This window comes from Rhodoferax sp. LB1P47 (genome assembly GCF_056521445.1).
This window is the reverse complement of record NZ_JBWMAU010000005.1, coordinates 112021-133103: the sequence shown is the minus strand read 5'-3', so window position 1 is coordinate 133103 and position 21083 is coordinate 112021. Positions and strand designations below refer to the sequence as shown.

Sequence of the window (21083 nt, the reverse complement as noted above, 5' to 3'; positions counted from 1 at the left end):
ACATGCCAGAGGCCAGCGCCCCGCACCCGCTGGTCGCCCAGTACCTGGACTACGTGCGCTTTGAAAAGCGCTTGGCCGAGCGCACGCTGGCGCTGTACACGCTGGACCTGCTCAAGCTGGGCACGCAGGCCGAGGCCGCCGGGGTGGCGCTCACTGATGTGGCCCACCACCACATCCGCCGCTGGGTGATGCAAATGCACAGCCAGGGCCGCAGCGGGCGCGGTATTGCGCTGATTTTGTCGGGCTGGCGTGGTTTTTACGTCTGGCTGGGCCGCCAGGGTCAGGTGGCTAGCAACCCGGTGCAAGACGTGCGCGCCCCCAAATCCGCTAAACCCCTGCCCAAGGCGCTGGGGCTGAATGAGGCCGTGGGTTTTGCCGATTTTGACAACGAAGCCGACGATCCCTGGCTGGAAGCCCGCGACGCAGCGATGGTCGAGCTGCTCTACGGCGGTGGCCTGCGGGTGGGCGAACTGACCGGGCTGGACGCCCAGCCTGGCAAGTCGGCCAAAGGCTGGGTTGATTTGGCCACGGGAGAGGCCCACGTGCTGGGCAAGGGCAGCAAGCGGCGCATCGTGCCCATCGGCAAAACTGCCGTGGCCGCCTTGGAGGCGTGGCTGGACATGCGCACCGAAGGGCAGGGCGCAGAGCTGTCGCCCGCCATGTTTCTGGGCCGTTTTGGCACCCGGCTGACCGCCACTTCGGTGTGGCAACGCCTGCGCCGCCGCAGCCAGCTGGCAGGTACGCTCACCCCGGTGCATCCGCACATGCTGCGCCACTCGTTTGCCAGCCACATTTTGCAAAGCAGCGGCGACCTGCGGGCGGTGCAAGAACTGCTGGGCCACGCCAACATCAGTACCACCCAGGTCTACACCCGGCTGGATTTTCAGCACCTGGCGGCCACCTACGATGCAGCCCATCCGAGAGCCAAACTGCCCGGCACAAAGTAGGCCCCACAATCCAACCCTATGAAAACCATACGTTTACGAGAAGGCAAAGAGCGCTCTTTGCAGCGCCGCCACCCCTGGATTTTTGAATCAGCCATCGCCCGGGGCGGTGCCGACGCAGGCGAAACCGTGCGTGTCGAGTCCAGCGAAGGCAAGTTCCTGGCCTGGGCCGCATTCAGCCCCAGCTCCAAAATACGTGCCCGTGCCTGGAGCTTCGACGAGGCCCAGCGCATTGATGCTGCGTTTTTTGTAGCTGCTGTCGCAACTGCTATAAGCGCTAGAGCCCGATTTGATGTAAATAGTGACGGCATGCGCCTGGTCCACGGCGAATCCGACGGTTTGCCCGGCCTGATCGTGGACCGCTACGGCGACACGCTGGTGGCGCAGTTTTTGTTTGCCGGGGTGGAGCGCTGGAAAGACGTGCTCATCGACGCCATCCTGGCCGCCACTGGCCTGACCAAGTTGTACGAGCGGTCCGACGCCAGCAGCCGCGCGCTGGAAGCCCTGGAGCCCGCCACCGGCTGGCTGCGTGGCGACGGCCCGACCGAGCTGACCATCCAGGAGCATGACTGGCGGCTCACGCTGGACATTGCCGAGGGCCACAAAACCGGCTTCTACCTAGACCAACGCGACAGCCGCCAAAAGATGGCCCGCTACGCCCAGCGCCTGCAATTTCAGCGTGTGCTGAACTGCTTTAGCTACACCGGCGGTTTCACCGTGGCGGCTTTGGCGGGCATGCGGGCTGGCGGCAGCATGGGCCATGTGACCTCCATCGACTCGTCCGGCCCGGCTTTGACCCGGGCGGCGGCCAATGTGGCGCTGAACGGCTTTGCGCCTGAGTGCGTCACTTTCATGGATGCCGACGTCAACGCTTCGCTGCGCCAGTTTGCCGCGCAGGGCCAGACGTTTGATTGCATCGTGCTGGATCCGCCCAAGTTTGCCCCCACCGCCGCCCACGCCGACCGTGCCGCCCGGGCTTACAAAGACATCAACCGTCTGGCCTTCAAGATTCTGGAGCCGGGCGGCGTGCTGTTTACCTACTCGTGCTCGGGCGGCATCAACGCCGATTTGTTCCATAAAATCGTCGCCTCCGCTGGCATCGACGCGGGGGTGGACGGCTACATCAGCGAACGCCTGGGCGGCGCGCCCGACCACCCGATGACGGTCAATTTCCCCGAGGGCGAATACCTCAAGGGCTTGGTGGTTTTGCGTAAATAACCCGGGACGGTTTCAGGTCGATTTGGCCGCTACACTCCCCACCTGTTAATTTCCACGAAATCGGGTGGGCCGCACGGCCCCCGGTGAAAAGTTAGCGACGAAAGAACCCATGGCTCTCATTCCCGTCACCATCCTGACCGGCTTTTTAGGCTCCGGCAAAACCACGTTGCTCAAGCGCGTGCTAACCGAGGCCCACGGTCAGAAAATCGCCGTTATCGAGAACGAATTCGGCGAAGAAAATATCGACAACGAGATTCTGGTGTCCGAGCCAGGCGAGCAAATCATCCAGCTCAACAACGGCTGCATCTGCTGCTCCATCCGCGAAGACCTGCGCGCCACCCTGAGCCTGCTGGCCGCCAAAAAGCGCAAGGGCCTGCTGGACTTTGACCGCGTGGTGATCGAAACCACCGGTTTGGCCGATCCCGGCCCGGTGGCGCAGACCTTCTTCATGGACGACGAGATCGCCGAAAGCTACCTGCTGGACTCGATCCTGACCCTGGTGGATGCGAAGCACGCCGCCACCCAGCTCAACGACCGCCAGGAAGCCCGCCGCCAGGTGGGTTTTGCCGATCAGATATTCATCAGCAAGACCGATCTGGTCGAGCCCGCCGAGGTCGATGCGCTTATGCACCGCCTCAAGCACATGAACCCGCGTGCGCCGCAAAAAGCCGTGCACTTCGGTGAAGTGGCCCTGAGCGAAGTGTTCGACCTGCGCGGCTTCAACCTGAACGCCAAGCTGGACATCGACCCTGATTTCCTCAAGGAAGACGACCACGCCGGCCACGACCATGCCGAGGGCGAGCATTGCGACCACCCTTCGCACAGCCATGAAGGCGGGCACCATCACCACCATGACGACGACGTGCAGAGCTTCGTTTTCAAGTCCGACCGGCCTTTCGATCCGGCCAAGCTGGAAGACTTCCTGAGCGCCATCGTCAATATTTATGGCCCGCGCATGCTGCGCTACAAAGGTGTCTTGAATATGCAAGGCACCGAGCGTAAAGTCATTTTTCAGGGCGTACACCAATTGATGGGTAGCGACCTCGGCCCAGAGTGGGCCGCAGGCGAAAAACGCGGCAGCAAAATGGTGTTTATCGGTATCGAATTGCCCAAAGACATCTTTTTGCAAGGTATGGAACAGTGTTTGGTGTAACGCCCAGAACCGAAACAATGACGATAGCGGGACGTTAAAGCCCTGCGCCAACTATGAGTACCACCAAAGTGACCAAGCCTACCCCCGCCCCCGTAGCGGCTGCCACCGAAGCCACTCCGGCAGTCCAGACCAGCCCGCGTTACACGTCGATTCCGGCCAAAAGCGTGCGTCCTTCGTCACGTCTGGCTTCGCTCACGGTGCCGTCAATGGCTCCCACGGTGGCCTCCACCGCTGCCAAGTCCAGCTACATGCAGAGCGCGCCAGAGCCGATGATCGTGCCGCCACCGCACGTGGCCGCCAAAAAAGACCCTAAGCTGGCGAACAACTGGAAAACCACCCCGGCCGACAAGCTGAGCGATGCCGAAGTCATCGCCATGCCCGACTCCGAGTACATGAACGAAAAGCAGACCGCGTTTTTCCGCCTCAAGCTCACCGTGCTCAAGCAGGACATGCTGAACAACGCCGGTGAAACCACCGAGCATCTGCGCGAAGACACCGTGGTGGTGCCCGACCCGGCCGACCGCGCCACCATCGAAGAAGAGCACGCCCTGGAGTTGCGCACCCGCGACCGCGAACGCAAGCTGCTGAAGAAGATCGAGCAGTCCATCAACCGTATCGACGCGGGCGACTACGGCTACTGCGACGAAACCGGCGAACCCATTGGTGTCGGCCGTTTGCTGGCTCGCCCCACGGCGACGCTGTCGCTGGAAGCCCAGCAGCGCCGCGAGTTGAAGCAAAAAATGTTTGGCGATTGAGTGCCCGGTACGCCACTCTTCCGCCGCCCAAGCTGACACGCCATGCCGCCTAACGAACCCTCGGGTCTGCTGTCCAAGGTCGTCAAGTTCGTCCGTAATCCGACGACGAACTGGTCCGACCTGGACCAGCCCGAGCTCGACAAGGAGAGCCAGTACAGCAAGCAGATGCTCAAGGAGATGATTGAGCGCAAAAAGCGCAACGACTTTGTACGTCGCCGCGAGTTCGACCAATTGCGCAAGCTGCGCCAGCGTGAAGTGCAGCCATCACCGGATGCGATTGAGCCGCCATCGTTTTTCCAGAGCAGCATGCAGTCCAAGCTGGACGACCGGGCTGGCACGATTAAAAAAATCGACGACATCGAAGCGCAAATGTCGAAGCAATGGTGGAAAGCCAAAGATACCGGGGCTGGCCAGCCGGTGCGCATGTCGGGCCATGCCGGATTGCAATCTACCGATGTCCATCCGCTGGGCAACTCCCGGTCTTACGCCCCCACTGTGCCCGCCGGGCTGTCCACCCATGCGGCCCATCTCGCGAATGCGTTTGCGCCTACGGACGTATCGCCTTTGCCTGATGAGCGGCCATGGAATATGCGTGCTCCCAGTGCCGAGCCCATTGTGGACATGCTGGCCGCACTGGACCAAAGCCTGAGTCTTGATTTGGATTTGGCGGCGGCCCCCCTAGCCCGGGGTATTGCCATGCCGAGCGCGCCGGAATTGGACTTGCCCGAGCTCGATATGGCCTACGAGCACGACCCCGAACTGGAAGAAACCGCCATCCGTTTTGCCAATGGTGATGTGGCTGGTGCCGAACGCGCTCTCCAAGATTTGTTTGAGGCCAATCCGGACATGCCTGCGCACTCCGAGGTCTGGTCTGCGCTGTTTGACCTGTACCGCGCAACCAACCAGCAAGACCGGTTTGATACGGTTGCTATCGATTTCGCCACCCGCTTTGGACGCACAGCGCCCGCTTGGTTTTCGATTCCGGGCCAGGCCGGCTTGTCACTCGCGGAGACAGTAGTGTCAGATACTGCTGCGGGGGCGGATGGCCGCTTTACCTGGGCCTGTCCGTCGGTTCTCAGTGTTTCCGCGATCAGCGGGTTGCAGGCTGCCTTGCGTTTGCGTGCTCCGGTGTCGGTGCAGGTCGGCTGGGCTAGTCTTGGGGTGATCGACAGCGCTGCGGTGCAGGGTTTGGGGGATGTTTTTGAGGCATGGGCGGACCAGGCTGTGCAGCTCAGCTTTGTGGATGTAGAGCATCTGCACGATGTCCTCAAGACCCATACGGTGTCGGGCCATGCCACGGTACACCCCCATTGGTGGCGTGCGCGGCTGGAGCTGCTACGCATATTGAAGAGTCCAGATGCCTTCGATATGGTGGCGTTGGAGTATTGCATTACCTACGAGGTGTCACCTCCTCCGTGGCTGCCGCCGCAGTGTAGTTATCTTGCGCTGGGCGAGGCCGGGGGTGCGGTCGATGGCGACGATAGCGGGATGCCACCCGTGCTGCCCACGACCACGTTGGGGTCGGCCGACTTCAATGACTCGGATATGGGCGTGCGGACCCTTGCACCAGGACTGGCTACTGCGCCAGTGTCTTTGGGCGTTTTGTCGGGCATGGTGTTGGGCGATGCTTCGGCCGTTTTGGCGGTGGTGGATGCGCGGGCTGGCGGTAGTGACCTGCTGGTGGTGGCGTGCGATACCTTGACGCGCATTGACTTCTCTGCGGCGGGTTCGGTGTTGAATTGGGCTGCCGAACAACAGGCTGCAGGCCGTAGCGTGCACTTTACCGGGCTGCACCGATTGGCCGCAATCTTCTTTAACGTGATTGGCATTAATGAAAATGCCAAGGTCATTCCGCGCCGGAATTAATCAGAATAGTCGGACTTTCGCAGCGCCGCTGCGTCGCCCTCAGCTCCCGCGCTTGTATTTGCGGCCCCCATCCTTATCGGCATCCCATGGAACAATTTCACGGCACCACCATCATCAGCGTGCGCCGCCAAACCCCCAACGGCGTGCAAGTCGCTATTGGCGGCGACGGCCAGGTCACGCTGGGCAACATCATCATCAAAGGCACGGCCCGCAAGGTACGCAAACTGCACCACGATCGGGTTCTAGCCGGTTTTGCGGGCGCAACCGCCGATGCTTTCACCTTGTTTGAGCGCTTCGAGGGCAAGCTGGAAAAGCACCAGGGCCATCTGGTGCGCGCTGCCATCGAGCTCACCAAAGACTGGCGCACCGATCGCGTACTGCGCCGCCTGGAAGCCATGTTGGCCGTGGCCGACAGCACCGCGTCGTTGATCATTACCGGCAATGGCGATGTGCTGGAGCCCGAGCACGGCATTGTGGCCATTGGTTCGGGCGGTGCCTACGCCCACTCGGCAGCCAAGGCGCTGCTGGACAACACCGAGTTGTCGGCGGCGCAGATCGTCAAAAAATCGTTGGAGATCGCAGGCGAGCTGTGCATTTACACCAACATGAACCACATTATTGAAACCCTGGACTGAACCATGTCCTCCATGACCCCCCAAGAAATTGTTGCTGAGCTAGACAAGCACATCGTCGGCCAACACCAGGCCAAGCGGGCCGTCGCCATTGCCTTGCGAAACCGCTGGCGCAGGCAGCAAGTAGCAGAGCCGCTGCGCTATGAAATTACACCCAAGAATATTTTGATGATCGGCCCCACCGGCGTGGGCAAGACCGAGATCGCCCGCCGCTTGGCGCGGCTGGCCGATGCGCCGTTTATCAAGGTCGAAGCCACCAAGTTCACCGAGGTGGGCTATGTGGGCAAAGACGTGGATGCCATCATCCGCGACCTGGCCGACATTGCCGTCAAGCAAACCCGCGAAACCGAGATGCGCAAAGTGCGCGGCCGGGCCGAGGACGCTGCCGAAGACCGCATCCTGGACATCCTGATTCCCACCGCGCGCAGCCTGGAAGGGCCGGGCAACACCTCTGATACCCCTGACAGCGCGGCCCGCCAGAGCTTCCGTAAAAAACTGCGCGAACACCAGCTGGACGACAAGGAGATCGAGCTCGACTTGGCCGATGCCAAAGCCCAGATGGAAATCATGGGCCCACCCGGCATGGAAGAAATGACCGAGCAGTTGCGCGGCATGTTCAGCCAAATCGGCCAGACCAAGCGCAAAACCCGCAAACTGCGGATTGGCGAGGCCCTGAAGTTGCTGGTCGAAGAAGAGGCGGCCAAGCTGGTCAACGAGGAAGAGATCAAAACCCAGGCCATCTTCAATGCCGAGCAAAACGGCATCGTCTTCATTGACGAGATTGACAAAGTGACCTCGCGCAGCGAAGGCAGCGGGGCCGAGGTGTCGCGCCAGGGCGTGCAGCGCGACCTGCTGCCGCTGGTGGAGGGAACTTCGGTGTCCACCAAGTACGGCACGGTCAAGACCGACCACATTCTGTTCATCGCTTCGGGGGCATTCCATTTGAGCAAGCCCAGCGACTTGATTCCCGAGCTGCAAGGGCGGTTCCCGATCCGGGTGGAATTGCAATCGCTGTCGGTGCAGGATTTCGAGGCGATTCTGGTGCAAACCCACGCCTCGCTGGTCAAACAGTACCAAGCGTTGCTGGCTACCGAAAACGTGACGCTGGACTTCCTGCCCGAAGGCATCACCCGGCTGGCGCATATTGCGTTTGACGTGAACGAGCGTACCGAAAACATCGGTGCACGGCGCTTATCTACCGTGATGGAGCGCCTGCTGGACGACATCAGCTTTGACGCGGCCCGGCTGCACGGACAAACCGTGGTGATCGACGCGGCTTATGTGGATGCGCGGCTCAAGGAGTTGAGCAAGAACGAAGACTTGTCGCGCTATATTTTGTGAGCCAGCGGTGGGTTTATCTTTGTTACAAGCTGCCTGTGTATTCATTTCGCACATTCAATAACGCTTCTAAGTGCTTAATTTAGAACGAATTTTGTGCGCGTCAACTTGCGCTATTGCGGCTAAGTCATTGATTTGATTGAAAAAATACTGCGCCACCGGTGGGCGCAGTGTTTTTTTCCTGATACAGTGCAAAAAAGTGCAATTAAGTGGTGAAAAGTGCCTTCGCATCGCCCATTTGGTTGTTACTCACTAGCAAGGGTGGGCAGTTTTTGTGTTTCAAGGGGCTTCGTCTCTCAGTCTGGATGCGAAGGGTCGGCTCTCGGTGCCGACCCGGCACCGTGACGTGCTGAGCGCGACCGCTGGCGGCCAACTGACCATCACCAAACATCCCCATGGTTGCCTAATGCTGTTCCCTCGCCCCGAGTGGGAGAAGTTCCGCGAGCGCATTGCCGAGCTGCCCATGTCCGCCCAGTGGTGGAAGCGCATCTTTTTGGGCAACGCTATGGATGTGGAGCTAGACGGTACGGGCCGGGTGCTGGTGTCGCCCGAGTTGCGCGAAGGCGCGGGTATCCAGCGCGAAACCGTATTGCTGGGCATGGGGCGGCATTTTGAGTTGTGGGACAAAGCCACCTACGACGCACAAGAAGCCAAAGCCATGCAGGGCGAGATGCCCGAAGTGTTCAAGGATTTTTCTTTCTAAGGTATGCGGTGGAAGCGTTGTGGAAACATACCACCGTCTTGTTGGATGAAGCAGTTAATGCTCTTCTCGACAAGCCGGACTCTTTAACCCACAGCGCCGATGGCGCTGTGGCTACTTACGTCGATGCTACTTTTGGTCGCGGGGGGCATTCGCGCCTGCTGTTGTCCAGGTTGGCCCCCCAAGACCGCCTGATCGCCTTTGACCACGACCCGGACGCGATTGCCGAGGCTGCGACCATTGCCGACCCGCGTTTTTCCATCCGCCACCAGGGCTTTCGCCATCTGGGTGAGCTGCCCGATGCCAGTGTGGCAGGGGTGTTGATGGACCTGGGTATCAGCTCGCCGCAAATCGACAATCCGGTGCGGGGGTTCAGCTTTCGGTTCGACGGTCCACTTGACATGCGCATGGACCCCACGCGCGGCGAGAGTGTGGCCGAGTGGCTGGCAACGGCCGAGGTTCAACAGATCACAGAGGTGGTACGTGACTACGGTGAAGAACGGTTTGCTGGGCCCATTGCAAAGGCGATTGTTGCGCGCCGACAAGAACGCGGCCCGATCACGACAACCACCGAACTGGCCGACCTCGTGGCTGGCACGGTCAAGACCCGTGAAGCCGGGCAGAACCCTGCCACACGGACCTTTCAGGCTTTTCGGATTTTTATCAATGCGGAGCTGGAAGAGCTGCAACTCGCGTTAGACGCCAGTCTGCGGGTGCTGCAACCGGGCGGGCAGCTGGTGGTGATCAGCTTTCACTCCCTGGAAGACCGCATCGTCAAGCAGTTCATCGCCAAGCATGCGCGTGAAGTGGTGGACCGCCGGGCACCGAGCTGGATGCTGGGCAGCACCGCCGTGATGAAGCTGGAGGCTCTGGGCCGGGTGAAACCCAGCGCGGCTGAGGTGGCGGGCAACAAGCGTTCGCGCAGCGCGGTGATGCGCGTGGCCCGCAGGACGGCAGCATGAACGAAGTACACGCAGTGACGAGTCCGTGCGGCGAGTTTTGCCGCCGGGCCGCCCCAAGGCAAAATGCGGCCCCCTTGGGGGGCAGCGTAGTACACGCAGTGACAAGCGTGGGGGCGATAACACCATGACTCGGCTAAATTTGGTACTGATGCTGGCGGTGATTGCCAGTGCGCTGTACCTGGTGCGGGTGCAGTACGACTCGCGCAGCCGGTTTGTCGAGGTAGACCGGGCCATTGCCTTGTCGCACAAGCTAGAGATTGAAAACGAGCGCCTGCAAGTGGAAAAGCGCGCCCAAGCCACGCCACTGCGGGTGGAAAAGCTGGCCAAAGAGCAGCTGCAAATGCGCACCAGCACCCCGGCCATCACCCAGTACGTGACGGTGGATGCCAGTGGGGCTACGGCACCATGAGCCGCAGCGTCCGTTACACCTCCAGCCCTTTGCTGGCCAGCAAAACGCCGGTGTGGCGCAGCAAGTTGGTGGTGGCGGCGATTGCGCTCGGCTTCATGGGGCTGGCCGCCCGCGCGGCCTATATCCAGGTGATTGGCAACGACTTCTTCCAGCGCCAGGGCGAGGTGCGCTTTACACGCACGCTGGAGCTGCCCGCCAACCGGGGCCGGATTCTGGACCGCAACGGCCTGATTCTGGCCTCCAGCGTGATTGCGCCCAGCATCTGGGCCATTCCCGAAGACGTGGACCACGACCCCGCCAAGCTCAAGCAAATGGCCCAGCTGCTGGAGATGCCGCTGGCCGATCTGAACAAAAAGCTCAACGAAGACAAGAGCTTTGTGTGGGTGCAGCGCCAGGTGGACGAACCCATTGCCCGGCAAATTGCGGCGCTGAACATCAAGGGCGTCTACCAGCGCAAGGAATACAAGCGCCAGTACCCCGAGGGCGAGGCCATTGCGCACGTGGTGGGCTTCACCAATGTCGAAGACAACGGCCAAGACGGCATTGAGCTGGCCTTCAATAAAGACCTGGGCGGCAAGCCGGGTTCGCGCCGCGTCATCAAAGACCGCCTGGGCCGGGTGGTGGAGGACATTGGTGACCAGGTGCCGCCGGTGGATGGCCGCGAGATCCAGCTCAGCATCGACAGCAAGGTGCAGTTTTTTGCCTACCAAAAGCTGCGCGATGCGGTGGTGGCCAACAAGGCCAAGGCGGGCAGCGTGGTGGTGCTGGATGCAGTGACCGGCGAAATTTTGGCGCTGGCCAACTACCCCAGCTACGTACCCAACAAGCGCAAGAATCTCACCGGCGAGCAGCTGCGCAACCGCGCCCTGACCGATACCTTCGAGCCCGGCTCCACCATGAAGCCGCTGACCGTGGCGATGGCGCTAGAGGCGGGCCGCATCAAGCCCGACACCCTGATCGACACCAGCCCCGGCCGTCTCACCATCACCGGCTCCACCATCACCGACACGCACAACTACGGGCTGTTGACGGTGGAAGGCGTGATCCAGAAGTCCAGCAACGTGGGTGCCACCAAGATCGCCCAGCGCATGTCGGCGCATGAAATGTGGGACACGTTTACGGCGGTCGGGTTTGGCCAGAAGCCGCAAATCAGCTTCCCCGGCGCGGTGTCCGGGCGCTTGCGGCCCTGGAAAACCTGGCGGCCCATCGAGCAGGCCACCATGTCCTATGGCTACGGGCTGTCGGCATCACTGTTCCAGATGGCGCACTCGTACACCGCCTTTGCGCACGACGGCGAAATCATCCCGGCCACAATTCTTAAAAGCAATGAACCGGCAGTGGGGGTCAAGGTGTTCTCGGCCCAAAATGCCGCCGCCATCCGCAAGATGCTGCAAATGGCCGCAGGCCCTGGCGGCACCGGCCCCAAGGCGCAGACGGTGGGCTACTCGGTGGGTGGCAAGTCGGGCACGGCACACAAACAGGTGGGCAAAGGCTACGCCAGCAACAAATACCGCGCCTGGTTTACCGGCATGGCCCCGATTGGCAAGCCCCGCATCATCGTTGCCGTGATGGTGGATGAGCCCAGCGCGGGCCAGTATTTCGGCGGCCAGGTAGCGGCACCCGTGTTCAGCGAAGTGGTGCAGCAAACCCTGCGCATGATGGGCGTGCAGCCCGACCTGGATGTCCAGGCCCAGGTAGTCACCCAAGCCGTGGATGAGTCTTTCTGATGTTGCAACTCCATACCCCTTCTGACGCGGTGGCCTGGTTGCAAAGCCGGGTGCGCGGCAGCCTGCAAGTGGACAGCCGGGCCATTCAGCCAGGTGACGGCTTCATCGCGTGGCCGGGTGCAGCCGTGGATGGCCGCCTGTTTGTGCAGGCCGCACTGGCCCAGGGCGCGGTTGCCTGCCTCGTTGAGCAGGCTGGCAGCGAGGCTTTTGGCTTTGACAGCGATGCCGTCGCCAGCTACACCGGCCTGAAAGCCGCCACCGGCCCGATTGCCGCCGCTTACTGCCAGCAACCGAGCGACCGCCTGGACGTGCTGGCCATCACTGGCACCAACGGCAAAACCTCCACCGCGTGGTGGTTGGCACAGGCGCTATCAAAAACAGAGCTATATGCGCAGACACCCTGTGCGGTAGTGGGCACTTTGGGCATAGGAATTCCACCCGATGTGCTAGCCACCGGCCTGACCACTCCCGACCCGGTGCGCTTGCAGCAGGCGTTCCGGGGCTTTGTGGACCTGGGGCTGGGCGCGTGCGCCATCGAGGCCTCCAGCATCGGAATGAACGAGCGCCGCCTGGACGGCACACGCATCCGCGTGGCCGTGTTCACCAATTTCACCCAAGACCACCTGGACTACCACGGCAGCACCGAAGCCTACTGGCAGGCTAAGGCCGAACTGTTCCGCTGGCCCGGTTTGCAAGCGGCCGTGGTGAATGTGGACGATCCGCAAGGCGCGACGCTGGCGGCATCTTTGACCGATATGGACGTGTGGACGCTCTCCTGCACCCACGCGGCCCGCTTGCAAGCATGCAACATCCATTACGAAGCCGGTGGTTTGTGCTTTGAGGTGGTGGAGGGCAGTGCCCGCCACAGCCTGTGCACCGCCGTCATCGGGCAGTACAACGTGGCGAATCTGCTGGGCGTGATCGGCGCCATGCGTGCAGTAGGCGTGCCGCTGGCCGAGGCGGTGCAGGCCGGCCACGGCCTGCTACCCGTGCCCGGCCGTATGGACTGCATCAACCCACCCGGCCAGCCGCTGGTAGCCATCGATTACGCCCACACCCCCGACGCACTAGACAAGGCCTTGCTGGCCTTGCAGCCGCTGGCGCAAGCCCGTGGCGGCAAGCTGTGGTGCGTGTTTGGCTGCGGTGGCGACCGCGACAACAGCAAACGCCCGCTGATGGCCGCTGTGGCCGAGAAGAACGCCGACCTGGTGCTGGTCACCAGCGACAACCCGCGCAGCGAAAAACCCGAGCACATCATCAGCCAGATTCTGCTGGGCCTGAGCCACAACGCCTGCGTGCATGTGCAGGCCGACCGGGCGTTGGCCATTGCCGACGCCATCGCCCAGGCCGCTCCCGCCGACGTGCTGCTGCTGGCGGGCAAGGGCCACGAGACGACGCAAGAGGTGGCGGGCGTGAAGCACGCCTTCTCGGACAAGGCCCATGCCGAAGCCGCCCTGGCTTTGCGTGGTGTCGGTAGCCAAGGAACCGCCGCATGATGACGCTGCAACAAGCCCTGGCCCTGCTGCCCGGCGCACGGCTGGTGGGCGACGGCAGCGTTGCCATTACCCGCGTACACAGCGACACCCGCAGCCTGCAACCCGGCGACCTGTTTGTGGCCCTCAAGGGCGACACTTTTGATGCCAATACCTTGCTGGCCCAGGCGCAAGCCAGCGGCGCGGTGGCGGCTCTGTGCCACCCCGGCTACGCGCTGCCCGGCCTGCCGTGCATCGAGGTGGCAGACACCCTGGCCGCACTCGGCACCCTGGCCACCGGCTGGCGCGCCCAGTTCCACCTGCCGCTGATTGCCGTGACCGGCAGCAACGGCAAAACTACCGTGACGCAGATGGTCGCCTCCATCCTGCGTGCCGCCCAGCCGGAGGCCTTTTTGGCCACCCAGGGCAATTACAACAACGCCATTGGCGTGCCGCTGACGCTGCTGCGCCTGCGTGCCCACCACCGGCTGGCTGTCGTCGAGCTGGGCATGAACCATCCCGGTGAAATCGCGCTGCTGGCCGCTATGGCCCAGCCCACCGTGGCCTTGGTCAACAACGCCCAGCGCGAGCACCTGGAATTCATGCAGACGGTGGAGGCCGTGGCCCAAGAAAACGGCAGCGTGCTGGCCGCCTTGGCCGCCGACGGCGTGGCGGTTTTTCCGGCCGACGACGACTTCACCCCCGTGTGGCAAGCCTTGAGCGCGCCGCACCGCCCACTGCAATTCGCCCTGTCAGCGGCCGATGTGTGCGCCGACACCCCACTGTGGGCCCATGGCGCATGGCAGGTCCAGGTCCACACCCCGGCAGGCCCGCTGCACTACGCGCTGCACATCGCCGGGCTGCACAACGTAAAGAACTCGCTGGCCGCCACCGCCTGTGCCCTGGCTGCGGGCGTGCCGCTGGCCGCTATCGCCCAAGGACTGGCGGCGTTCGAGCCGGTCAAGGGCCGCTCCAAGGCGCTGGCCCTGCACATCGCAGGCCGCAGCGTGACGGTGGTGGACGACAGCTACAACGCCAACCCCGATTCGGTGCAGGCCGCCATCGCCGTGCTGTCTGCCTTGCCCGGCCCACGCCTGCTGGTGCTGGGCGACATGGGCGAGGTGGGCGACCAAGGGCCGCAGTTCCATGCCGAAGCCGGTGCCCAGGCGCAGCGCTGCGGCATTGAGCAGATTTTGACTTTGGGCCCGCTCACCCAACACCTGGTCCCGTTTGGGGCTCAGCACTTCGACAGCATCGACGGGCTTTTGGCGGCGGTGCAGACCCAGCTGCCCGAGGTGGCCAGCGTGCTGGTCAAGGGCTCGCGTTTCATGCAGATGGAGCGGGTCGTGGCTTTCATCCAAAAACAACAACCTTCCGAGGATTCCCCCCGTGCTGCCTAGTCTTGCCCAGTGGTTGCAAACCCTGTCGCCCGAGTTCGGGTTTTTCCGCGTCTTCCAGTACCTCACCTTCCGTGCGGTCATGGCCGCCATGACGGCGCTGCTGATCGGCGTGGCCGCAGGTCCGGTGGTGATCCGCCGCTTGGCCGCACTGAAGATCGGCCAGCCGATTCGCGGCTACGGCATGGAAAGCCACCTCGCCAAGCAGGGCACACCCACCATGGGCGGTGTGCTGATCTTGCTGTGCATCGCCATTTCGACCCTGCTGTGGGTCGACTTGAGCAACCGCTTTGTGTGGATCGTGCTGCTGGTGACCTTTGGCTTTGGGGCCATTGGTTGGGTAGACGACTGGCGCAAAGTGGTCAACAAAGACCCCGAGGGCATGCGTTCGCGCGAAAAATACATGTGGCAGTCGCTGATCGGGCTGGTGGCCGCGCTGTACCTGGTATTCAGCATTTCTGAAAACTCCAATATGCGGGTGCTGGAGCTGTTTTTCAGCTGGGTGCAGTCGGGCTTTGATTTGAGCCTGCCGCCCAAGGCTGGGCTGCAGCTGCCGTTTTTCAAAGAGGTCAGCTACCCGCTGGGCGTGCTGGGCTTTGTCATCCTGACGTATCTGGTCATCGTGGGCTCCAGCAACGCGGTGAATCTGACCGACGGCCTGGACGGCCTAGCCATCATGCCGGTAGTGCTGGTGGGCTCGGCGCTGGGCGTGTTTGCCTATGTGACGGGCAGCTCGGTGTATTCCAAATACCTGTTTTTGCAGCACATCCCCGGCGCGGGTGAGCTGCTGGTGTTTTGCGCGGCGATGGCAGGGGCCGGGCTGGCGTTTTTGTGGTTCAACACCCATCCGGCACAGGTTTTCATGGGTGACGTGGGTGCGCTGGCACTGGGCGGCGCGCTGGGCACGGTGGCGGTGATCGTGCGCCAGGAAGTGGTGCTGTCCATCATGGGCGGCATCTTCGTGGTGGAAGCCCTGTCGGTGATGTTGCAGGTCAGCTGGTTCAAGTACACCAAGAAGAAATACGGTGCGGGTCGGCGCATTTTGAAGATGGCCCCGTTGCACCACCACTTTGAGAAAAGCGGCTGGAAGGAAACCCAGGTCGTGGTGCGCTTCTGGATCATCACCATGCTGCTGTGCCTGGTGGGCTTGTCCACGTTGAAGCTGCGGTAAATGAAGCACTTGCAAGACCTCCCCGTGTTGATCCTGGGCCTCGGTGCGTCCGGCCTGGCGATGGCGCGTTGGTGCGCCCAGCATGGTGCGCAGGTCACCGTAGCCGACACGCGCGAGGCTCCGCCGCAACTGGCGACCTTGCAGACCGACGTGTCCGCCGCTATGTTCATTGCCGGTCCGTTTACTGCCGCATTGGCCCAGGGCGTGCGCGCCGTGTACTGTTCGCCGGGCCTGTCACCCGAGGCCCTGGCCCCGGTGCTGGCCGAGGCGCAGCGCGCAGGCCTGCCCGTGGGCGGCGAACTGACGCTGTTTGCCCGGGCGCTGGCCGATCTGGGCCAGGCCCCTGCGGTGGCGGAGCCAGAAGCCGAAGAAGAAGCCACTGCGCCGTCTGAAGATGACGAGGCCCCCGTGGCCATTGCCGCACCCGCCGCGCCGCTGGGCTACCAGCCCGCCGTGCTGGCCATCACCGGCACCAACGGCAAAACCACCGTCACCTCGCTCACCGGGCAACTGGTGGCCCGTGCCGGTAAAACCGTGGCGGTGGCGGGCAATATCGGCCCCACGCTGCTGGATACGCTGGCCGGCCACATGGCAGCCAACACCCTGCCCGAAGTTTGGGTGCTGGAGCTGTCCAGCTTTCAGCTCGACACGGCCCGGGGTTTCGAGCCTACGGCGGCTGCAGTGCTCAACCTGACCCAAGACCACCTGGACTGGCACGGCAGCATGCAGGCCTATGGCGCGGCCAAGGCCCGCATCTTTGGCCAGCAAGGCCTGATGCTGCTGAACCGCGAAGACCCCAGCGTGATGGCGATGCTGCCCGAACCCATCCGCGTCAAATTGCAAAAGCCCCAACTGCGCCGCCACACCACTTTTGGCGGCGACATGCCGCAGCGCCCCGGCGACTTCGGCATCGAAGTGGTCAACGGCATGGCCTGGCTGGTGCGTGCGCTGGAGGCCGATGAAACCAAGCGCAAACGCAGCGAAGCCGCCGACGATCTCTACATCCAACGCCTGATGCCTGCCGACGCTTTGCGTATCCGGGGCCGCCACAACGCCGTCAACGCGCTGGCTGCACTGGCTTTGGCCACGGCAGCAGGCTGCGCTCTGGCCCCCATGCTTTACGGCCTGCGCGAATACCGGGGCGAGCCGCACCGGGTCGAGTCGGTCGATGTGGTGCGCGAAATCGAATACTTTGACGACAGCAAGGGCACCAACGTTGGGGCCACGGTGGCCGCGCTCACCGGCCTGGGGGCCGAGCGCCGCATCGTCGCCATCCTGGGCGGCGAGGGCAAGGGCCAAGACTTCACCCCGCTGGCCGCACCCGTGGCCCGCTACGCCCGCGCCGTGGTGTTGATCGGCCGCGATGCAGCGCTGATCCGCGTGGCGCTGGCCGACGCGGGTGTAGCCCTGGTGGATGCCGCCAGCATGGCCGAGGCGGTGCAACTCGCCAGCCAGCGCGCCCACCCCGGCGACGCGGTGCTGCTGTCGCCCGCTTGCGCCAGTTTTGACATGTTTCAAAATTACGAACACCGCGCCCAGGTGTTCATTGATGCCGTGATGGCCCTGGCCGATGCCGGGGAAGGCAGCGCATGAGCCAGATGTCCCTGCGCTTTGGTGATTGGTTCAAGGGCCTGCCCAAGGCCGCTGCCGATGCCTTGCCGGTCAAGCTGGGGGCCAGCGGCTTCTCGCGCACGCCCAGCCAGCCGCAGCGGGTGCATGGTTTTGACCAAACGCTGCTGTGGGTCACGGTGACGCTGCTGGCCTGGGGGCTGGTGATGGTGTATTCGGCCTCCATCGCCATGCCCGACAACCCGCGCTTCGCCAAGTACGACCACAACTTCTTCCTGGTCCGCCACGCCCTCTTTTTGTGCGTGGCGTTTGTGGCGGCGCTGATCTCGTTTCAGGTGCCGCTGCGCACCTGGGAACGCTGGGCTCCGTGGTTGTTTTTGTTCTCGCTGGTGCTGCTGGTGCTGGTGCTGATTCCGGGCGTGGGCAAGGTGGTGTACGGTGCGCGGCGCTGGCTGCCGCTGGGGGTGATGAACTTCCAGCCGTCTGAAATGGCCAAGTTCGCCACCGTGGTCTACGCCGCCGACTACATGGTGCGCAAGATGGACGTGAAGGAGCACTTTCTGCGTGCCGTCTGGCCGATGGGGCTGGCGATGGGGGTCATCGGCATCTTGTTGCTGGCCGAGCCTGACATGGGCGCGTTCATGGTGATCGCCGTGATCGCCATGGGCATTCTGTTTTTGGGCGGGGTCAACGCCCGCATGTTCTTTTTGATCTCCACCATTTTGCTGGGCGCGTTCAGCCTGATGATCGCCTTCAACGACTACCGCCGGGCGCGCATCTTTGCCTACCTCGACCCCTGGAGCGACACCAACGCCCTGGGCAAGGGCTACCAGCTCACCCACTCGCTCATCGCCATTGGCCGGGGCGAGATTTTTGGCGTAGGACTGGGTGGCAGCATCGAAAAACTCAGCTGGCTGCCCGAGGCGCACACCGACTTTTTGCTGGCCGTGATTGGCGAAGAGTTTGGCCTGGTCGGCGTGGTCACGGTGATCTGCCTGTTCTTCTGGCTGATCCGCCGCATCATGCACATTGGCCGCCAAGCCATCGCGCTGGACCGCCTGTTTGCCGGGTTGGTGGCCCAGGGTGTGGGCCTGTGGATGGGCTTTCAGACCTTCATCAACATGGGCGTGAACCTGGGCGCATTGCCCACCAAGGGGCTGACGCTGCCGCTGATGAGCTTTGGTGGCTCGGCGATTTTGTGGAATCTGGTGGCGTTGGCGGTGGTGTTGCGCGTTGATTTTGAAAACAGACAACTGATGCACGGAGCCCGCGTATGACGCAGCGCTGCGCACTTGTCATGGCCGGTGGCACCGGGGGGCACATCTTCCCTGGCTTGGCCGTGGCCGAAGCGCTGCGGGCCAAAGGCTGGCGCGTGCACTGGCTGGGCGTGCCCGGCAGCATGGAGCAGCAATTGGTGCCACCACGGGGTTTTGCTTTTGAGCCGGTGGATTTTGGCGGCGTGCGCGGCAAAGGTCTGGGTACGCTGCTGCGCCTGCCGCTGCGGCTGGCCAAGGCCTGCTGGCACAGTGCGCAGGTGCTGCGCCGCGTCCAACCCGACGTGGTGGTGGGCCTGGGTGGCTACATCGCTTTCCCCGGCGGGCTAATGGCCGTGCTGCTGGGCAAGCCGCTGGTGCTACACGAACAAAACTCGGTTGCCGGGCTGGTCAACAAGTTGCTGGCGCGGGTCGCCAAGCGGGTGTTCACCGCGTTTCCGCATGTGCTGTCTAACGGCGTGTGGGTGGGCAACCCGCTGCGCACCGAATTTTTGCACCAGGCCGATCCCGCCACCCGCTTTGCCCACCGCACCGGGCCCTTGCAGGTGCTGGTGGTGGGCGGCAGCTTGGGGGCCAAGGCCTTGAACGACACGGTGCCCCAGGCGCTGGCGCTGCTGCCCGCCGACCAGCGGCCCCAGGTGCGCCACCAAAGCGGTGCCAAGCAAATGGAGGCTCTGCGTGCCAGCTATGCGGCAGCAGGGGTGCAGGGCGACTTGACCCCGTTCATCGACGATGCCGCAGCCGCCTACGCCCACGCCGATCTGGTGATCTGCCGCGCCGGTGCCAGCACCGTGACCGAGCTGGCAGCGGTGGGCGTGGCGGCGTTGTTGGTGCCGTTCCCGGCGGCGGTGGACGACCACCAGACCACCAATGCCCAGTTTTTGGTGCGAGCCGGTGGCGGCATGCTGGTGCAGCAGCGCGACCTGACGGCACAGGGTTTGGCCCAAATGCTACAAAATTTAGAGCGGCCTGCGCTGGTGCAATATGCGCTAGAGGCCAAAAAGATGCAAAAAATAGGCGCTACCGAAGCCGTAGTCGCCGCCTGTGAGGAATTAGCCCCATGAAACACGCTGTACGCCACATCCACTTCGTCGGCATTGGCGGCTCGGGCATGTCGGCCATTGCCGAGGTGCTGCACAAGCTGGGCTACGTGGTGTCGGGTTCTGACCAGAGCGACAGCGCCACGCTGCGCCGCCTGGGCGGCCTGGGCATCACCACCTGTATCGGCCACACGCCAGAGAACATTGCCGGGGCCGATGCCATCGTCACCTCCACCGCCGTGAAGGCCGATAACCCCGAGGTGATTGCCGCCCGTGCCCAGCACGTGCCCATCGTGCCACGCGCCTTGATGCTGGCCGAGTTGATGCGCCTGAAGCAAGGCATCGCCATCGCCGGTACCCACGGCAAAACAACCACCACCAGCCTGGTGGCCAGCGTGCTGGTCGAGGCCGGGCTGGACCCGACCTTTGTGATCGGTGGCCGCTTGAACAGCGCCGGGGCCAATGCCCGGCTGGGCACCGGTGACTACATCGTGGTTGAGGCCGACGAGTCCGATGCCTCCTTTTTGCACCTGCTGCCGGTGATGGCGGTGGTGACGAATATCGATGCCGACCACATGGAAACCTACGGCCACGACTTCAATAATTTGAAGAAAGCCTTCGTTGATTTTCTGCACCGCATGCCCTTTTACGGCACGGCCATTCTGTGTACCGACGACCCCGGCGTACGCGCCATCGTGGACGAGGTGACCAACCCCGTCACCAGCTACGGTTTTGAAGAAGGCGCGCAAGTGCGTGCCGTGGACGTGCGTGCCGTGGGCGCTCAGATGCATTTCACCGTGCAGCGCCGCAACGGCGTGGTCTTGCCCGACCTGGACGTGGTGCTCAACCTGCCGGGCCGCCACAACGTGCTGAACGCCTTGTCGGCCATCGCCATCGCTGCCGAGCTGGATGTGCCCGATGCCGCCGTGCAGCGCGCTTTGGCTACCTTCGAGGGCGTGGGCCGCCGCTTTCAGCCTTACGGAGAGCAGCCTGCCAAAGACGGCGGCACGTTCACCCTGGTGGATGACTACGGCCACCACCCGGTCGAGATGGCGGCCACCTTGTCTGCTGCACGCGGTGCATTCCCCGGTCGCCGCCTGGTGCTGGCCTTCCAGCCGCACCGCTACAGCCGCACGCGCGACTGCTTTGAAGACTTTGTGCGGGTGATTGGCGAGGCCGATGTGGTGCTGCTGGGCGAAATCTACGCGGCGGGCGAAGCCCCCATCGTGGCGGCCGACGGCCGTGCGTTGGCCCGCGCCCTGCGCGTGGCGGGCCGGGTGGAACCAGTCTTCATCGACGACATCGCCGCCATGCCGCAGGCGATTGCCGACACCGCCCGCGACGGCGACGTGGTGCTGTGCATGGGCGCTGGCTCCATCGGTGCCGTGCCCGGCAAGGTGGTTGATTTGCTATTAAATAAAGAGCTGCCTGTGCAGGCGGAAATTGCGCTATGAGC

Annotated in this window: 18 protein-coding genes; all 18 read left to right on the top strand. The window is 63.2% G+C overall.

What is annotated here, in order from left to right:
* The first annotated feature begins 2 nt into the window (after positions 1–2).
* The 18 genes from AC0969_RS08525 to murC all read left to right on the top strand — a co-directional run bounded on the left by AC0969_RS08525 (position 3) and on the right by murC (position 21081).
* Entirely contained in the window at positions 3–947 is a 945-nt protein-coding gene (locus AC0969_RS08525) for a tyrosine-type recombinase/integrase (RefSeq protein WP_479623722.1), read from the top strand.
* Between the two features lie 18 nt (positions 948–965).
* On the top strand, positions 966–2162 hold the full coding sequence (locus AC0969_RS08520; RefSeq protein ID WP_479623721.1) for a class I SAM-dependent rRNA methyltransferase: 1197 nt from the start codon (positions 966–968) through the stop codon (positions 2160–2162).
* A 109-nt stretch (positions 2163–2271) separates the two neighbouring features.
* Positions 2272–3315, top strand: a complete 1044-nt coding sequence (locus AC0969_RS08515; protein ID WP_479623720.1) for a CobW family GTP-binding protein — start codon at positions 2272–2274, stop codon at positions 3313–3315.
* Positions 3316–3368: 53 nt separating this feature from the next.
* Positions 3369–4070 (top strand): RNA polymerase-binding protein DksA, encoded by a 702-nt coding sequence (gene dksA, locus AC0969_RS08510; protein WP_479623719.1) that lies wholly within the window; start codon positions 3369–3371, stop codon positions 4068–4070.
* Between the two features lie 42 nt (positions 4071–4112).
* Complete coding sequence (locus tag AC0969_RS08505) at positions 4113–5936, top strand: STAS domain-containing protein (protein ID WP_479623718.1); 1824 nt, start codon at positions 4113–4115, stop codon at positions 5934–5936.
* 86 nt (positions 5937–6022) lie between these two features.
* On the top strand, positions 6023–6571 hold the full coding sequence (gene hslV, locus AC0969_RS08500; protein ID WP_315244551.1) for an ATP-dependent protease subunit HslV: 549 nt from the start codon (positions 6023–6025) through the stop codon (positions 6569–6571).
* Positions 6572–6574: 3 nt separating this feature from the next.
* Complete coding sequence (gene hslU / locus AC0969_RS08495; protein ID WP_479623717.1) at positions 6575–7909, top strand: ATP-dependent protease ATPase subunit HslU; 1335 nt, start codon at positions 6575–6577, stop codon at positions 7907–7909.
* Positions 7910–8180: 271 nt separating this feature from the next.
* Positions 8181–8609, top strand: a complete 429-nt coding sequence (gene mraZ / locus AC0969_RS08490) for a division/cell wall cluster transcriptional repressor MraZ (protein ID WP_315183183.1) — start codon at positions 8181–8183, stop codon at positions 8607–8609.
* A gap of 8 nt (positions 8610–8617) precedes the next feature.
* Complete coding sequence (gene rsmH / locus AC0969_RS08485; RefSeq protein WP_479623716.1) at positions 8618–9568, top strand: 16S rRNA (cytosine(1402)-N(4))-methyltransferase RsmH; 951 nt, start codon at positions 8618–8620, stop codon at positions 9566–9568.
* A 124-nt stretch (positions 9569–9692) separates the two neighbouring features.
* Complete coding sequence (ftsL, locus tag AC0969_RS08480; protein WP_479623715.1) at positions 9693–9977, top strand: cell division protein FtsL; 285 nt, start codon at positions 9693–9695, stop codon at positions 9975–9977.
* Positions 9974–11704 carry a peptidoglycan D,D-transpeptidase FtsI family protein gene (locus AC0969_RS08475; RefSeq protein ID WP_479623714.1) on the top strand — a complete coding sequence of 577 codons (1731 nt, stop codon included), beginning with the start codon at positions 9974–9976 and terminating at the stop codon, positions 11702–11704. Before ftsL ends, AC0969_RS08475 begins: the two co-directional genes overlap by 4 nt.
* Positions 11704–13200, top strand: a complete 1497-nt coding sequence (locus AC0969_RS08470; RefSeq protein ID WP_479623713.1) for a UDP-N-acetylmuramoyl-L-alanyl-D-glutamate--2,6-diaminopimelate ligase — start codon at positions 11704–11706, stop codon at positions 13198–13200. Before AC0969_RS08475 ends, AC0969_RS08470 begins: the two co-directional genes overlap by 1 nt.
* Positions 13197–14576, top strand: a complete 1380-nt coding sequence (locus AC0969_RS08465; RefSeq protein ID WP_479623712.1) for a UDP-N-acetylmuramoyl-tripeptide--D-alanyl-D-alanine ligase — start codon at positions 13197–13199, stop codon at positions 14574–14576. Before AC0969_RS08470 ends, AC0969_RS08465 begins: the two co-directional genes overlap by 4 nt.
* Entirely contained in the window at positions 14566–15744 is a 1179-nt protein-coding gene (mraY, locus tag AC0969_RS08460; RefSeq protein WP_479623711.1) for a phospho-N-acetylmuramoyl-pentapeptide-transferase, read from the top strand. Before AC0969_RS08465 ends, mraY begins: the two co-directional genes overlap by 11 nt.
* Positions 15745–17337 carry a UDP-N-acetylmuramoyl-L-alanine--D-glutamate ligase gene (gene murD, locus AC0969_RS08455; RefSeq protein ID WP_479623710.1) on the top strand — a complete coding sequence of 531 codons (1593 nt, stop codon included), beginning with the start codon at positions 15745–15747 and terminating at the stop codon, positions 17335–17337.
* Positions 17334–18590 (top strand): putative lipid II flippase FtsW, encoded by a 1257-nt coding sequence (gene ftsW / locus AC0969_RS08450; protein WP_479623709.1) that lies wholly within the window; start codon positions 17334–17336, stop codon positions 18588–18590. The genes murD and ftsW overlap by 4 nt, the downstream gene beginning before the upstream one ends.
* A complete protein-coding gene (gene murG / locus AC0969_RS08445; protein WP_479623708.1) occupies positions 18587–19651 on the top strand; it encodes an undecaprenyldiphospho-muramoylpentapeptide beta-N-acetylglucosaminyltransferase in 1065 nt (354 codons plus the stop codon). The genes ftsW and murG overlap by 4 nt, the downstream gene beginning before the upstream one ends.
* Positions 19648–21081 carry a UDP-N-acetylmuramate--L-alanine ligase gene (murC, locus tag AC0969_RS08440; RefSeq protein ID WP_479623707.1) on the top strand — a complete coding sequence of 478 codons (1434 nt, stop codon included), beginning with the start codon at positions 19648–19650 and terminating at the stop codon, positions 21079–21081. The genes murG and murC overlap by 4 nt, the downstream gene beginning before the upstream one ends.
* Positions 21082–21083: the final 2 nt, after the last annotated feature.

Bases quoted from the DNA above. Each gene is read 5' to 3' on its own strand.
- AC0969_RS08525 (WP_479623722.1), top strand. From the start codon at position 3: ATGCCAGAGGCCAGCGCCCCGCACCCGCTGGTCGCCCAGTACCTGGAC.
- AC0969_RS08520 (WP_479623721.1), top strand. From the start codon at position 966: ATGAAAACCATACGTTTACGAGAAGGCAAAGAGCGCTCTTTGCAGCGC.
- AC0969_RS08515 (WP_479623720.1), top strand. From the start codon at position 2,272: ATGGCTCTCATTCCCGTCACCATCCTGACCGGCTTTTTAGGCTCCGGC.
- dksA (WP_479623719.1), top strand. From the start codon at position 3,369: ATGAGTACCACCAAAGTGACCAAGCCTACCCCCGCCCCCGTAGCGGCT.
- AC0969_RS08505 (WP_479623718.1), top strand. From the start codon at position 4,113: ATGCCGCCTAACGAACCCTCGGGTCTGCTGTCCAAGGTCGTCAAGTTC.
- hslV (WP_315244551.1), top strand. From the start codon at position 6,023: ATGGAACAATTTCACGGCACCACCATCATCAGCGTGCGCCGCCAAACC.
- hslU (WP_479623717.1), top strand. From the start codon at position 6,575: ATGTCCTCCATGACCCCCCAAGAAATTGTTGCTGAGCTAGACAAGCAC.
- ftsL (WP_479623715.1), top strand. From the start codon at position 9,693: ATGACTCGGCTAAATTTGGTACTGATGCTGGCGGTGATTGCCAGTGCG.
- AC0969_RS08475 (WP_479623714.1), top strand. From the start codon at position 9,974: ATGAGCCGCAGCGTCCGTTACACCTCCAGCCCTTTGCTGGCCAGCAAA.
- AC0969_RS08470 (WP_479623713.1), top strand. From the start codon at position 11,704: ATGTTGCAACTCCATACCCCTTCTGACGCGGTGGCCTGGTTGCAAAGC.
- AC0969_RS08465 (WP_479623712.1), top strand. From the start codon at position 13,197: ATGATGACGCTGCAACAAGCCCTGGCCCTGCTGCCCGGCGCACGGCTG.
- murD (WP_479623710.1), top strand. From the start codon at position 15,745: ATGAAGCACTTGCAAGACCTCCCCGTGTTGATCCTGGGCCTCGGTGCG.
- ftsW (WP_479623709.1), top strand. From the start codon at position 17,334: ATGAGCCAGATGTCCCTGCGCTTTGGTGATTGGTTCAAGGGCCTGCCC.
- murG (WP_479623708.1), top strand. From the start codon at position 18,587: ATGACGCAGCGCTGCGCACTTGTCATGGCCGGTGGCACCGGGGGGCAC.
- murC (WP_479623707.1), top strand. From the start codon at position 19,648: ATGAAACACGCTGTACGCCACATCCACTTCGTCGGCATTGGCGGCTCG.